A 15,800-nucleotide genomic window follows, 5' to 3' on the forward strand; every position below is an offset into this window, starting at 1 on the left:
AGTGGTTCTACCTTCTTGTATTTCTTATGCGGGAATTGGATACATCTGATCAATTGTCTGGGCAACAGCCACGACATTCTCAGCGTACATAATTGATGAATGGTCACCAGGCAGATCCACCTGTGTAAATGTGTCTTTGACCAGTTGGTCCCAGCCTAGACTTTCGCCAAAATCTTCCAGCTCATCTTTAGCCTTAACCAAGAGGATCGGAAAATCTTCAGGCTCTGGGAAATAGGTCTGGAGTGCGATGCCATTCGCCAAATAGGTATCAAAGTAAAGTCGGAAATCTGATGGGTCTGCATCTAGAGGTAGCACATTGATGGCCTTGGCTTCTTTAAGCACATGATCAAACATGTGATCTGGACTCAATTCACGCAAGTATTGCGCTGGTATCGTCAACTTCTTACCATAAGGCGCAGCCAGATCACGGGCAAACCAAGACAAAAGCATCGCATCGTCGGCATCTTCAGGCACATTCTCTGTAATTGGAGCTCGGGTATCGATCATGACAATCCCTGTGACCTGCTGCCCCATTTGACGCAACTGATGACTGATCTCGTATGCAATCGCACCGCCAAAGCACCAGCCACCGAGGAAATAAGGTCCCTCAGGCTGCGTCTTTTGCATTTCAGCAATATAGAGCGTCGCCATATCTTCGATTGCCACTTCTGCAGCATCTGCTTCAATTAGTCCAGGAGACTGAATAGCACACAAGGTACGTTTCGGATTAAGATGACGCGAAAGTTCCATATAACAGAAGGTACTGCCACCAATTGGATGGAAGAGCCACAAAGGTTGCTCGTAAGTTCCACGGCGCAGTTCAATTACGATGGAAGGCTTAATTTCTTTATTTTCACGAATGATCTCGCCCAGACTCGCCACAGTGGAATATTGGGCCAGCAAAGCAACTGATAGTTCAGTACCAAAAGCTTTTTTGAGGTGATTAACAAGCTTCACAGCCAGTAATGAATGTCCACCCAAGTCAAAGAAGTCATCATGTATACCAACCCGTTTAACCGACAAAATCTGCTCAAAGGTAGTACAGAGTTCAATTTCAATCGGATCACGTGGCGCAACATAATCGTTACTTTGCTCAAACACAGGCTCAGGAAACGCTTTACGATCTAGCTTATTGTTAGCCGTCATTGGAAACTGGTCCAATGTAATAAACGTATTTGGCACCATGTAAGCTGGTAGATGGATTTGCATCGTCTTTTTCAGATTAGCAATGTCAATCTCATGTCCAATTAAATAGGCCACCAGTTTCTGATCATTGCTGGTAGTCGTCTTAACCAACACAACTGCGTCTGTGATACCGTCGATCTGTTTGAGAACATTCTCGATTTCGCCTAGTTCAATACGGAATCCACGAATCTTGACTTGGAAATCTAGACGTCCATGATGAGTTAAATGTCCATCCGTACGCAGACAGACTTTATCTCCGGTGCGATAGAGTCGACCGGCATTTGGTAGAGATGGCAAAGTTCTAAATTGCGCATCTGTCAGTTCAGGTCGATGCCAGTAATCGACTGCCAGACCATCACCTCCAATCCAAAGCTCTCCCATAACGCCTGGCGGGACTAAACGCTGCTGTTCATCAAGGACATAAAGCTGGGTGTTCGCCAGTGGTTCGCCTAAATCAATAAATTTTGCATCAGTGATACGAGCCGCACTTGACCATACCGTAGTTTCAGTCGGGCCATAAACATTCCAGAGACAGCCAACTTTACCCAGCAGTTTTTCTGCTAGAATAGTATCTAGTGCTTCGCCGCCACAGAGTGCAGTCAACCCTACATTGCCGCTCCACTCACTGTCTAAGAGCATTTTCCAAGAAGCCGGTGTTGCCTGCAAAACATTGATAGACTTAGTATTTAGATAATCCACCAATTGATTGCCGTCTTGTGATACCTCACGTGGGCAAACATGTACAACACCGCCGTACATCAGCGGAATCAGTAACTCAAGAATTGAAATATCAAATGCATAAGTGGTGATTGCTAACAACTGAGTCTCAGTCGTTACTTGCAATCTATCATTCATAGATAGCAAGAAATTGATGATTGAAGGATGCCCAATACGCACACCTTTAGGCTTACCTGTCGAGCCAGAGGTGTACATCACATAAGCGGTTTCACCAAAGGCCAGCGTCTCGCGCACTTGCTCAAGGGGCACAACGCCAGCTTGATTGATATCTAAACGCGGTACAGAAACGTTAAGAGCATCCATCAACTCGGTTTGAGTCAAGATGACTTTAGGTTCAGCATCTTCGATGATGTTATGTAGACGTTCACTTGGGAAATTAGGATCTAGCGGTACATAAGCTGCTCCTGCCGCCCAGATCCCGAGGATTGCTGCTGGCAATAAAGCTGTGCGGTCTAACATCAGACCTACACGATCACCACGGGTAACGTCGTGCGCACGCAAATATTCAGCAATACCAGCGATATGTTGACCTAACTCACGATAGCTAACCGCATGATCCTTCGAGGTCAGAGCATGATGATCACCACGCTCATCGATCTGCTTTAGAATCATTCCCAATAGATCATGTTGAGGATAATCAGTAGCCTGTCCACGTAGGGCATCGAACTGGATACCATCCTTATAATCAGGTGCGATATCTAACTCAACGATCTTACGCTCAGGATGAGCCACCATTTCTGATAGTACAGCTTGCAGCAGTTGCACCATATTATCGGCAGATTGTGCAGAAAATAGCTCGGAGTTGTATTTCAGTACGCCAACGAGTTCGCCTTGATATTCACCGCCCATTTCCAGCGTAAGATCCAATTGACCTTCTTGCTGGCGAACCGGAAAACTTCCTAACGTCAGCTCTTGACCAACCAAAGTCGCTGGGGTCTGGATTGGTAAGAGTAATTCTTTAAACTCATCCATACCACCTAGACGTTCCCAGAACATTCCCACCTGTGCCAATGGATTAATACTGCCATCACGCTTTGGTGAAACAGCCTCAACCACTCTGGAAAAGGCAACTTTTTGATGCTTGAGACTTTGTCTTAATTGTTCCTGCACCTGCTGTGTAAACTGACGTAAAGTCTGATCAGCATCGATGTTCATGTGAATAGCAATCGTATTGACAAACTGCCCCAGTGCATTGCGCAGAGAACGTTCAAGTCGACCAGCTACTGGTGTGGCAATAACAAGATCATTTTCATTCGATAGCTTGTGTAGCAGGATATAAAAGCCAGATAGTACGAGTCCAAACAGCGTGATCTCATAATCTTTCGCCAAGTTCACAAGACCAGATGACACTGACTCAGGCACACGGAAAACCTGTGAGCTGCCTTTATGTTGCTGCACAGCCGGACGAGGATAATCAAGCGGAATGCTATGCACGTGTGGTGCATGTTGTAACGCATTTTTCCAGAAAAGTAGACTCTCATCAGCATCGTCAATCGCAGTACTCTGCTGCTTATCTGCATACTGTGCGAACTCGATTCCGTTCACTACGTCTGACTCTGTAACTAGTCCAAAACGTTTGCAGACATCACGCAATAAGAGACCAATCGACCAGAAATCCATTAAGGCATGATGAATCACAACCGCAATCACATAGTGATTTTGACCGCGCTCATAGCAATGAATACGCCACAGCGGTGGCTGGGTCAGATCAAAGGGCTGCTTCGTATCCTGCTCGACTAATTGCGTCAAATCAGATGCATCGACATGGCGGGCATCCGACACGATAATATTAGGATAGATACGATCCCAGATAAGTTGCTCAATACCCTGATCATTGGCAGGCATGCTTACACGCAGCAGCGGATAATCATGCATTACCGCCTCTAGAATCTCCATCGGCTTATTGCCCAACGGTTGGTTGACCTTGACATCAAAGGCCACCACCATATTGTAGGCACTGCAAGTTGACTCAAGCCGCTGGATGTACCAGATGCCGAGCTGTTCTGCAGAAATCGCATGGCGCGATAGAATTGCAGGTTCCAGTCGTACAAGGTTGTTCACGAAGCAACTCCCTGCTCCAACTGAGAAACAATATATTCAGCCAACGCATTAATGGTTGGGTAATCCCATAGTAGTGTCGGCTCAAGTTCCAGTTGTGTTAGATCCTCTAGATCCCCAGACACCGATAAAGCGACGATAGAATCAAGACCGTAACTGGTAAATTTTTGCTGTGGATCAAGAGTCTGGGGCTCGACACGCATTTCTTTAGCTACTAGCGTACGAATGATTTCGCTCCAGTAAGCTTTATCTTTATTCATGGGGTAATATCCTCTTTAACCGGTTTGGCATCACGCGGTGCCAGTGCAAAATCGATGACAGATAACATATGGTTGTTTGAAATTCGGTCTAGCAGATCTGCCAATGTGTTTTCACGTAGTGATGTCATTGGAGGGGACGTCTGCCCTTCAGCAGCATTTAGGAAAATGATCAGCCATGCACCATCCTGCAAAGCAGGTCTTAAGCCATGACGGTTAAAGACCCAAAAACCCAGCACAGCAATGCGGGCAAACAGTTCTGCGTAGCCTCGAGCGAGACTAAAACGCAAAGTTTCAAACTCTTTGGCCGCCTCTGAACTTGAGAAATAATCCTGAATTTTTTGATCTAGCGTGCGCTGCTCGATAAGAAGCTGATCAGCACGCTCACGTAGCGTGGACAGGGTCTCAGTAGCCAGCCCTCCTGTAACGTCAGCATCGTTGAGCATCTCGATGATCGTTCCCAGTGACTCCATCACCAAGTCACCATCTCGGTTGAAAATCTCAAGCTCGCGGAAATCAATAGCATCGGTTTCCACCTGCAAGTCATACAACTGGCGATAGCGTGCTTTAGCTTCGGCTTGGTCGAGATGGTCGGCTTTTTTGCTACGCCCTTTATTGGCAGATTTGAGCTGAAAACTTAAGCTGTCTAGACAGACGGTACTACTGCCGTCAAATACACTAACGATCAGATGATCTCTGAAAGCTTTCTGGTACATTCCATCAGCATATGCATTTCTTAAGAAAAAACGCGACCCAAGCACTGAGGAAGTAATTTTGGCCAGTGACTCTACATACTCAGGTACCAGTACCTTGATGATAGGTGACCATGTGCTGAACTGATTGATACAGACATGTAACCCGCGCGCACCAACGAGTGATAACACCTCAGCTGCTAATAGATAGGCATAAGCTGTAGCAAGTTGCTCACGCACCAACGGAATGCTTATTACTTTTTTGTTATACAACTCGCGTTCGATAGCAAACTCGGTTGCGATGCGCAGCATCGTATCACCCGCACCTAGAGAGAAGCTGCTGCAATATGCACGCGTCACCTGTAGCGTCTTGAGTCCAAGCTCCAATCCCTGACCTTCTTCACCGATCAGGGCATCTTTGTGAATTTCAGCATTATTAAAGCCAATACCGCTAATATCTAGCCCACGCATACCCACCGTCGGCAAGCGGTTCAGGCTATAGGTTCCTTTAGAAGCCATGTGACGCTTATCAAGCCAAAATGCACTCAGACTACGCGGTCCACGATCATCTGATGTTTTAGCAATCAGACTTAAAGAGTCACCTAGAGTCGCACGATTGATTGACCATTTTTCGCCATTTAAGACGTACTTACTCTCGGAAGCTTGTGCAGTTACTTCACTGGATAACAGATCGGCTCCATGCGCTTTCTCGCTATAAGCAAGCGCTGGTGCAGCACCACTCAAAATCCGACTAGCGATGTTTTCGCATTGATTAGGATTACCGCCGATCCATACGATCACAGACCAAGCATTCGTGCTATAGGTCGAATTGATTGTTAGATCACGTCGTGCCAGCACGCGATGCAGATATAGCAACTCTTCACCAATTTCCATGCGACCTCCAAGCTCTGAAGGTACATAAAAACGGTTCATGCCCACAGCATTCAGAAAGTCAACAGCACGCTGAGGGTACTGCTCCTTCTCATCACGCTCGATGGCCGCGGACCAAGAAAAATCATTATTAGTATCATGTACGGAGCCTAAAATTTGCTCCAGACGAGCAGCAGATTGAAACTGCCGCAAATTGGACGTAAGTGACATGAGTTTTTGCTCAAATGATTAAAGGGTAAGGATTAAAACAAAGCACTTTTCAGTCGATTAAAAATGAGCGCGCGCACTTCTCGTTCCTTGATCATTGAATTGAGTAGATTGGAGCTATAACGAATGAGTTGCCCCCGCTGCTCACGATCACGCATGACTTCTAAGCCGTTCTTGACATAGTTTCGGGCCATCACCGTTCTACGGTTTGGATGGGTTAAACAGATCAGTTGACCGCGCTCGATCTGCTCTTTAATTTTTCTTCTTCTAATTTTGCCGCTGGTGGTCTTGTTTATCCGACCTTGATGCAGTAAATAGACACCTTCTACAGGCAAGCCGATATCAGCCGCCACTTGCTCTTTAACCTGAGTTCTGATGGTTTCAAAATTAAGGGTCTTGTCTATCGACTTCTTCTTGATCTCAAGTACAACCGTAACACCGTCAGAATTACCGAAATTCACTGCTGCGACACAACCCTTACGGACAGCAGGATGAGCTACTTCGACGGAGCACTCGATATCTTGCGGGTAATAGTTTTTGCCACGGATGATAATCACATCCTTAAGGCGACCAGTCACATATAGGTCTCCATCTTTGACAAAACCCATATCACCAGTTCTTAAGTAATGCACTTGACTAGGCTTACCTGCTTTATCGAGGATGGTTGCAGCAAAGGTTTCCTGATTGACCTCCGGCTTCTGCCAGTAACCCGCAGTGACACTCTCGCCTGCTAGCCAGATTTCACCGACTTCATCAGCCCCCACCTCTTTGCGGGTATGCGGATTGACAATACGGCAATCAATGTGTGCTGAGATCTTGCCACAGCTCACCACTTGCACAGCTGTCTGATCTTGGCTGGTCTGCACCAAGTTGGCATTCAACTTTTCACGGTCTATCGAGATAGCATTGAGAGGACCAGTTACACCACTGACTAAGAGCGTAACTTCTGCCAAGCCATAGCACGGCAAGAAAGTATCTAGTCTCAATTTCGACTGAGTATTGAACTTCTCCATGAAACGCTGCATGACGTTGGCCTTGATCGGCTCGGCACCGTTAAACAGCACACGCACACGGCTCAGATCAAGCGATGCAGCCTCATCATCCGAGATGCGGTGTAGGCATAATTCATAGGCAAAGTTTGGCCCACCACTAATCGTGACCCCTTTCTCGCTAATGAATTGCAGCCATTTAAGAGGTTTACGGATAAAATCCAGCGGTGACATCACATAGCAAGTCAGACCTACATACACGGTCTGTAAAACCGAGCCGATCAATCCCATATCGTGATAAACAGGTAGCCATGTAAGACCGATATCATCGGCTTGTGTGCCAAAAGCTTCAGCAATCATGACTTCATTTGCCATGATATTTTTATGGGTGACGATCACACCTTTAGGCCAACCTGTTGATCCTGAAGTGTATTGTAGGAAGCAAATATCTTCTTCAGAAATCAGAGGAAAATCTTTTTCCACCAAATCACGTTGCAATTCGGCATCAACGGCATGCAATATTAGATTTTCATTTTGAGCTTTTAATGTGATCAGTCCTGATAGCTCAAGAATCTTCTGAGTTGTGAGTACGATCTTTGGCTCACAGTCATTCATAATATTCAAAATATTAGAAAAACCGTTGCGATTAAAAGGCAAGCTGACAGGTACTGCGATAATTTTAGCTTTCAGACAAGCAAAGAACGATACGATAAAGTCCAGTCCAGGCTCGAACAGCAATACGGCACGATCGCCACTGTCTACAAGGTTCATTAATATTTGAGCTTGATATTGAACCCGCTCGTTCAGATCTGCATACGTCAGAGATTGAATACCACCAGATTGGCGTCCCAAATATTCAAAAGCAATCCTGCCTCCATTTAAATTTGCGTGGGATTCCAAAGTTGCAATGATATTATCCGTACCCATTACAGCCATAACTTACTCCAATTATTTATAATTCACCCTTAAAACTCGCTAATTCAGAAATTACATGTCTAGCTGGGGCTTTTAATAAAAAATGAATATACTTTTTTTGTTTAAAATATAAATTCACATTATATTTTATGTGCGAGTGTTTTTTATTACACCTGTAAGGGTTTACAGGTTGACCTGTATTTATTAAAAATTAAGAGACTAGATCTCTTTCATAAATTATTTTTATTCAGTCAATTTTGTGGAATCTGGAAATTAAAACTCAAATTCAATCTTTTGCATCTATTTCGATAATATTTAACAAGGTTTTTAGCCTGCCAACTTACACCCAGTTCGTATTCTTATTTTGTTGCTCTCTTGATTGTAGATCTTGTATTCAAGATCTAATTTACTGTGTGCTTTCTCTTTTTAAGAGCAATAAAAGATTCAGGTAAAATCCTCTAATAGCCTTTATTTACAAGGATAAAGCTCATAAAGTAATCTGCTTTAAATTGTATTTGAATAGCTCGAAATCATGTACAGCACCGTGACTAATATATAAACTTAGAATCGATATATTTCACCCATAGATAATACCCCCAAAATACGAATATTTATTTTCACCAAGGATATTAATCAAAAAAATATTTATTATTAATATTAAAATAATAGAAAAATTAAAAAAACATTATTAGTTAAATTTTAAAAAATACAGACTCCACAGCAAATAAGTTTTTCTAAAAAATTCATTTTAATTAAATCAAAAAATACTTTTCAAATAATTAATTTTATTTTAAAAACACATCTAATAATATTTTATTTTCTTAAAATTCAATATTAAAATTCTCTATCTTTTATATATCCACCTTTATAAAACCCCCAACATCACAGCCCGAATAGCTGCTGAAATTTTATTATTCACATTTAACTTCTGCATTGAGTTACAGAGATGAAAATTTATGGTTCTTTCAGTTACCCCGAGAATCTGGGCTATCTCTGCTGACGTTTTTCCTTCCGCAGTCCAACGTAGAACCTCTTTTTCCCGGTTCGTTAAATAAAGATTAAACTGAGCAAATTCTGCATCATTCACAATTTTAGCAATGCTGGAATGCACTGTCTGAGACAACCAATACATATTTGTATATTGAGCTTTCTGCTCTTTTTCTGATAATTGGTCAGCAGATCTTGCTAGTGTTAACATCCCCCTTGTACCAATAAAGTCACGGCTTGACTGTGCCCAACCAACATTTAAACCATAAGAACGCGCCTCCTCCCAAAAATCTTTTTGAGATTGTGTGTTCGCAGATTGACTCGACCAGACAAGAGGTTGAAGTGACAGCATACAATGCTGTACAGTTGGATCTACCCTCACATATTGCTGTTTAACATAACGCTTCTGCCATGCTTCGGGATAATTATTCAACATAATCGTTTTTGGTTCAGCAATAGATAATGGCGATTGCATACCATAAGCACAATAATCAAATCCGAGCTTTAAAGCTGTAGATTTGACGACCTCAAATAGCTGATATTCATTTTTTACCATCAGAGATGCTGATAGTAGATCTTCTTGCCAATTTTCCATTTACTCTTATTAAACCTCATGCATAAATCATTTTTATTTAGTTGCATATAGTGAATTCATAATCCAATTAACAACATTTTTGAGCCTGAGAGGGTGGTAAATTTTCCGGATAAACTGGTTTCAGAAAGCTTTTTAAGGTTGTTATATTGCACATGCGAATTATGCTTGAAAGCCTCAAATTTACAGGATGCATTTTATTCCAAAAATGAGTATTTTTTATTTTTAGAAGAAGCCTATTATTTCTCCTTACTTGTATATTTCTATTAATTTAACTAAAGAATAACGTCTACCAGTGATACTAGCAGTATAAGTTTTTTATTTATTATTTGATGAAATGCATAATAATGATAATGATTTCGAAAATATTATTTTAATAATAGGATAGATATTATCTACAATACATATGAAAAACTTAAACTATTGATAGCCTTGAAACAAGCAACTCTCATATTCAAGCTATAGATGGCTCAATTTCCGCGTAAGTAAAACTCCCTGCCCGAAGTACTTTCTAAAGAACAGCTTAACGTTGTGTATCAGCAGATTACGGCTAACCTGTAAAACTTAACAGTATTTTGTTGGCAATAATTTATGTTATTTATCTATAGAACTGTAATTCAAGTCACTTGAATAGGTAGCATGGTCACAATCCCCCCTGATTTCTCAATCTCAACAGATGGTTTTATTCGGATGAATGAAATCCAGCTTATGAATTACCCCCTACAACACCTCCTATCTATTGTTGAAACTACACAAATTGAAGACTCCCAAATTCTATATTGTGGGTTTACTGAATGGGCAACATCACTGACCCCAGCTTTAAGTACCGGATGGGACTGGGAATTTATTGAGAACAATGGAATTGCTAGCTTAAAGCGAATCGGACTACCTCGAAGCAATATCATGATTGTTGATGTTTCTGGTACAGATATTGGATTTGATGTTACTGAAACATTAATCGAAAAAAAAATAGATTCTTTGTTTTGGGAACAGTTCATTTATGCTCAAATCAATACAACGCAAACAAAGACTAAATTAAGTCCAAATTTCTCGTAGAAACCTGTAAATTCTTACAGTTACCACCTTTTCAGCTGTCGAGTAAAGTCGCCTGAAAAATAAGTGGAAGCACTTGTAATGAATGTTATTGCTGGATTCCAAAACAATTTTTCAGAAGTCCTATATACCAAATTTAAAAGTTACCGCTACAAGGTATTTGTTGAACATTTGGGTTGGGAGTTGAACTGTCCAAATAATGAAGAACTAGATCAATTTGATAAAATCGATACAGCTTATGTCGTCGCCCAAGATAGAGAATCCAATATTATTGGCTGTGCCAGACTACTACCCACAACTCAACCCTATTTACTGGGTGAAATATTTCCTCAATTAATGAATGGAATGCCTATTCCTTGCTCACCAGAAATTTGGGAATTATCAAGATTTTCAGCCGTAGATTTCTCGAATCCGCCGACCTCTGCTAATCAAGCAGTATCATCCCCAGTCTCTATTGCAATTTTGCAAGAAGCGATCAACTTTGCAAGAGAACAAGGCGCAAAACAACTCATTACGACCTCACCTCTTGGGGTAGAGCGGTTATTACGTGCCGCGGGTTTTCGCGCTCATCGTGCAGGCCCACCAATGGTTATCGACGGATATGCTATGTTTGCATGCTTAATTGAAGTGTAGTTTGTTAAATCAAAGTCTAGAAATATTGATGACATTGTAAAATTATAAAGATGAGGGTCATGAGTTCGAGTCTCGTTTCCCTCGCTAAAATTTAAAAGCCCTAATCAAACGATTAGGGCTTTTTTCTATTTAAAGCATCAAACTTAATATTAAGACTGCTCAGTAATTTTGGTTTTCAAATTTAATTCTGATTTCTTATGATAAGCCTCGTCAGTTTTAGTCTGCCAATCACGTGGCATAAATGAAGTCGATATAATCGCAACGATAGCCATAGAACCAATATAAATCATAATTAAGTAAGGATTACCCTGCCCGATACTTAAAAGTTTCGTCGCAATTAGCGGTGCTAAACCACCACCGAGCACTCCAGCTAGCTGTACCGAAATTGAGATTCCGCTATAACGGATTTCTGCCGGAAATTGACGTGAAAAAAGCTGAGCCTGTGGTGCATACATAATCGGGAAAACCACGCCAATCGCTAAAACAATTGCCGTCCAGACCAATACCGGATCTTTAGTGTTGAGCATGGTAAAGAATGGATAGCAATAAAGTGCCAATACGCATAACCCAAACATAAACATATTGCGTTGACCTACTTTATCTGACAAATGTCCACATAACGGCGTCATAAATAGAATGACCACAGCACCGCAAATGGTGGCAAATAAAATATCTTGGCGTGGAATTCCAAGTTGTGCAGTGGTATAGGCCAACGTAAAGGTTGAAGCAATATAGAACCATGCGTTCTCGGCAGCACGTGCCAAAATAATCGTGATGAGCTGCTTCGGATGATTTTTAAAAACTTGTAAGGCTGGAACTTTAACTTCTTCGGACTGCTGTTTTACTTTTTCAAAGTCTGGTGACTCTGGTACTTTCACTCGAATGTACCAACCTACTGCCAGTAAAATAATGCTGGCAAGAAATGGTAAACGCCAGCCCCAGCTAAATAGAGCCTGCTCTGGCAGTAAAGAAACAAGACCTAGAGCAATTGAAGCCAGCATTAAGCCACCGCCCGTACTGGCTTGAGGCAAGCTTCCCCAAAACCCTTTACCGCCTTCGGGTGCATGTTCAACGGCCATGAGTACAGCACCGCCCCATTCACCGCCCATTGCCATACCTTGAATAAATCGCAAGACAACCAAACCTATTGCAGCCCAGTAACCAATTGACTCGTAAGTCGGTAATAAGCCAATGAGAACCGTCGGAATCCCCATTAACATTAACGTTAGCAACAACATCGACTTACGGCCAATCTTGTCACCAAAATGACCAAAGACTAAACCACCTAATGGCCGCCCAATAAAGCCAACGGCATAGGTTGCAAATGCAGCAAGCACGCCGGTAAGTGCATCCAGATTTGGGAAAAATAGCTTATTAAAAATGAGCGCTGCTGCCGCACCGTAAATAAAAAAGTCATACCACTCAATAGTGGTGCCGACCATGCTAGAGATGCCTGCTAATCGATGTGACGACTTTTTAGTATTTGAACCGTTTCCTTGTATTGTTTGCATCGCAATTTCCTTTCTTGGATTTTCTTGTTTTGTCTTTTTTATGCTTATGACCAGCCCTGACCATAAGCATTTTCAGGTCTCGCTTTATCTCCTTAAGCTTTTTATATTGTTGTAATGCGGGCTTAGCTTAGCTTTTCTAAAATTTGCTCTAGCTCCGCATTACGTTCTTGCCACTGTGGTTGTTTATCTTTATCGACAATGAGCGCACGAACACCTTCAATAAAGTCACCATGCTCAAACCAAATGTCCTGTAAATCACGCTCAAGTTGCATACATTGCGGCAAAGAAAGCCCACGGCCTAAATGTTGCAGCTTCAAACTCGTTTGTTTGGCAATAAATGAACGTTGCTGCAAAATGCTGAGCATCTTGCTAGTCCAAGTCTTTAAGCTTTCATCTTGTTCATTTTCAAGACTTTGTTCAATTTCATCTAAATGCTGAAAACCGAAATGTTTACGGATGCCTTCGGCTAGTTGCTTTAATTCACTTTCGGCAGGACGAGTAATAAATCGAGTAATGATCTGCTCAATTCCTTCTTTACTTAAACTTGGCGTATCAACAAGTGCTTCTTGCAATGTTTGTAACTGCTCGCTTGGCACATGGTAGTCAATTAAATCGAGATAGAGTGCATCGCTACTGCTGATCTGCTCACCCGTAATTGCCATATAAACGCCGATATCATCAAGTCGAGACAAGAAATGCGTTGCGCCAACGTCTGGGAAAAAACCAATGGCTGTTTCAGGCATGGCAAATCTAGACTTTTCACTGCTCACGACAATATGACAAGCCTGAGCCAAACCAAAACCACCACCTAACACATAGCCATCAAGCACAACGATGACTGGCTTTTCATATTCACGCAGCGTGGTCAGCATTTTATATTCGGCACTAAAGTAGCCTTTGTAGTCGGCCGTGCCATTTTTATAACTGTCGTAAAGATAGCGGATATCTCCACCTGCACAGAAGGCTTTCGGGCTATTTGACTTAATTAACACTGCCTGAACAGCATCATCATTTCGCCACAGTTCCAATTGGGCATCAATGCCTTCAATCATATCTAGTGACAATGCATTGAGATGAGTCACACGGTCTAAAGTAATAACGCCCAACTTACCCTGTTGCTCAATCATTAAGTGATTTTCTGTATTCATTTTATTGATCTCTTATTGATTCTTAAAATTTGGCTGGCGTTTTTCAACGAAAGCCTGCATGCCTTCTTTTTGGTCAGATGTCGCAAAAATTGAATGGAACATACGTCGCTCAAAGCGTAAACCTTCGGTTAGATTCACTTCATAAGCTCGGTTGATGGTTTCTTTAAGCATCATGTTTGCTGTTAAAGATCGTGCCGCAATTTTTTCAGCTGCTTGCAAGGTTTGTTCAAGTAATTCTTCTTTGTTAAACACACGTGCGACTAAACCACTTTGTTCTGCTTCTACAGCGCCCATTTGACGAGCGGTAAAACACATTTCCATTGCTTTGGCTTTACCAATGGCATGAGTTAAGCGCTGTGTACCACCAATACCTGGAATTACGCCTAAAGTAACTTCGGGTAAGCCAAACTTGGCGTTATCGGCACAATAGATAAAGTCACACATGAGTGCCAATTCACAACCACCACCCAACGCATAGCCACTGACTGCTGCAATTAAAGGTTTACGGCGCTGGGCAATACGGTCTGCCAGATGAAAAAAATCATCAAAATAAATATCAGGAAAAGCTAGATCGGCCATTTCTTTAATGTCTGCACCAGCGGCAAAAGCTTTTTCTGAGCCTGCTAATACCATGCAGCCAATTTCACGATCTTTTTCGAGCTGATCTAATGCCTGATTAATTTCACTAATTAATTCGCTATTTAAAGCATTGAGCGCTTGAGGGCGATTTAATGTAATCAGTCCAACCCCATTACGCTTTTCTAATAAAATACTTTGCCACTGCATCATTCATTCCTTGTTCTGGTTTTATAGACTACGTGCGATGACTAAACGTTGAATATCGCTCGTGCCTTCGTAAATTTGGCAAATACGGGCATCACGATAGATACGCTCAATCGGGAAGTCTTTGAGATAGCCATAACCACCAAACACTTGTAAGGCGCTCGAACACACACGCTCCGTCATTTCTGAAGCAAATAACTTAGCCATTGAGGCTTCATTTAGACACGGTTGCCCTGCTTCTTTTAAACGTGCAGCGTAGTGAACCAGTTGTCTGGCAGCTTCAATTTCGGTTGCCATACTAGCAAGGCGAAAAGCGATAGCTTGATGCTCAAAAATCGGTTTGCCAAAAGTAATACGTTCTTTGGCATAGCGAGTTGCTTCTTCGAGCGCTGCACGTGCCAAACCTACTGCCTGTGCAGCAATACCGATACGACCACCTTCTAAATTGGCAAGTGCAATTTTTAAACCTTCGCCTTCTTTACCCAGCATGAGGCTTTTATGGATGCGTACATCTGTCAGTGCAATCTGGCAGGTATCTGACGCATGCAGGCCTAGTTTTTCTTCAACACGAATCACTTCGTAACCCGGTGTATCGCGTGGGACTAAAAAGGCACTAATCCCTTTTTTACCTGCACTTGGGTCGGTTACTGCAAACACAATAATGACACCGGCATTATCACCAGAGGTAATAAACTGTTTGGCGCCATTTAAAATGTAATCATCGCCATCTTTAACCGCACGAGTTTTAAGTGCTGCTGCATCTGAGCCTGTATGTGGTTCAGTTAACGCAAAAGCACCGATCATTTCACCTTGCGCTAAAGGTTTTAAAAAGCGCTCTTTTTGCTCATCGGTACCAAATTTTAAAATAGGCACACAGCCAACCGAGTTATGTACACTCATGATGGTTGAGGTTGCACCATCTGCTGCGGCGACTTCTTCGAGTGCCAATACATAGGCTAAATTGCCTGTGTCTGAACCTCCCCATTGTTCTGAAACAAGCATGCCCATAAAACCAAGTTGCCCCATTTGAGCCAAGGTTTCCTTTGGGAATGTCCCATCTCGATCCCAATCACTGGCATTGGGCTTGATTTGTTCTTGGGCGAAACTTTTCGCCATATCACGAATGAGTAATTGTTCTTCGGTAAATTGCATTGTTATTTC

11 protein-coding genes are annotated in these 15,800 nt (G+C 42.3%); 2 read left to right on the top strand and 9 right to left on the bottom strand.

What is annotated here, in order from left to right:
- Window positions 1–24: 24 nt before the first annotated feature.
- The 5 genes from MKL38_RS14650 to abaR form a co-directional block, all read right to left on the bottom strand.
- Window positions 25–3,984 carry a non-ribosomal peptide synthetase gene (locus MKL38_RS14650; RefSeq protein ID WP_270903605.1) on the bottom strand — a complete coding sequence of 1,320 codons (3,960 nt, stop codon included), beginning with the start codon at window positions 3,982–3,984 and terminating at the stop codon, window positions 25–27.
- Complete coding sequence (locus MKL38_RS14655) at window positions 3,981–4,241, bottom strand: acyl carrier protein (RefSeq protein ID WP_056483985.1); 261 nt, start codon at window positions 4,239–4,241, stop codon at window positions 3,981–3,983. Before MKL38_RS14655 ends, MKL38_RS14650 begins: the two co-directional genes overlap by 4 nt.
- Window positions 4,238–6,013: an acyl-CoA dehydrogenase gene (locus tag MKL38_RS14660; RefSeq protein ID WP_270903673.1), complete on the bottom strand. Its 1,776-nt coding sequence runs from the start codon at window positions 6,011–6,013 to the stop codon at window positions 4,238–4,240. The genes MKL38_RS14655 and MKL38_RS14660 overlap by 4 nt, the downstream gene beginning before the upstream one ends.
- A gap of 50 nt (window positions 6,014–6,063) precedes the next feature.
- The gene (locus MKL38_RS14665) at window positions 6,064–7,953 is read right to left on the bottom strand and encodes a fatty acyl-AMP ligase (RefSeq protein WP_270903606.1); all 1,890 of its coding nucleotides are present in this window, start codon (window positions 7,951–7,953) and stop codon (window positions 6,064–6,066) included.
- 844 nt (window positions 7,954–8,797) lie between these two features.
- Window positions 8,798–9,514 (bottom strand): LuxR family transcriptional regulator AbaR, encoded by a 717-nt coding sequence (gene abaR, locus MKL38_RS14670; RefSeq protein WP_270903607.1) that lies wholly within the window; start codon window positions 9,512–9,514, stop codon window positions 8,798–8,800.
- A 636-nt stretch (window positions 9,515–10,150) separates the two neighbouring features.
- Here abaR and MKL38_RS14675 point away from each other — a divergent pair.
- Complete coding sequence (locus tag MKL38_RS14675; RefSeq protein WP_270903608.1) at window positions 10,151–10,567, top strand: DUF4902 domain-containing protein; 417 nt, start codon at window positions 10,151–10,153, stop codon at window positions 10,565–10,567.
- Between the two features lie 63 nt (window positions 10,568–10,630).
- The gene (gene abaI, locus MKL38_RS14680) at window positions 10,631–11,197 is read left to right on the top strand and encodes an acyl-homoserine-lactone synthase AbaI (protein ID WP_132072310.1); all 567 of its coding nucleotides are present in this window, start codon (window positions 10,631–10,633) and stop codon (window positions 11,195–11,197) included.
- A 149-nt stretch (window positions 11,198–11,346) separates the two neighbouring features.
- On the opposite strand, the gene MKL38_RS14685 is transcribed toward abaI, so the two are convergent.
- From MKL38_RS14685 to MKL38_RS14700, 4 genes are all read right to left on the bottom strand, one after another.
- Complete coding sequence (locus tag MKL38_RS14685; protein WP_270903609.1) at window positions 11,347–12,708, bottom strand: MFS transporter; 1,362 nt, start codon at window positions 12,706–12,708, stop codon at window positions 11,347–11,349.
- Between the two features lie 122 nt (window positions 12,709–12,830).
- Entirely contained in the window at window positions 12,831–13,856 is a 1,026-nt protein-coding gene (locus MKL38_RS14690) for an enoyl-CoA hydratase/isomerase family protein (protein ID WP_270903610.1), read from the bottom strand.
- A gap of 12 nt (window positions 13,857–13,868) precedes the next feature.
- A complete protein-coding gene (locus tag MKL38_RS14695) occupies window positions 13,869–14,642 on the bottom strand; it encodes an enoyl-CoA hydratase (protein ID WP_270903674.1) in 774 nt (257 codons plus the stop codon).
- 21 nt (window positions 14,643–14,663) lie between these two features.
- Complete coding sequence (locus MKL38_RS14700; RefSeq protein WP_198080200.1) at window positions 14,664–15,791, bottom strand: acyl-CoA dehydrogenase family protein; 1,128 nt, start codon at window positions 15,789–15,791, stop codon at window positions 14,664–14,666.
- Window positions 15,792–15,800: the final 9 nt, after the last annotated feature.

Origin of the sequence: Acinetobacter sp. AOR14_HL (genome assembly GCF_027855175.1) — a bacterium.
GTDB classification, from domain to species: domain Bacteria; phylum Pseudomonadota; class Gammaproteobacteria; order Pseudomonadales; family Moraxellaceae; genus Acinetobacter; species Acinetobacter calcoaceticus.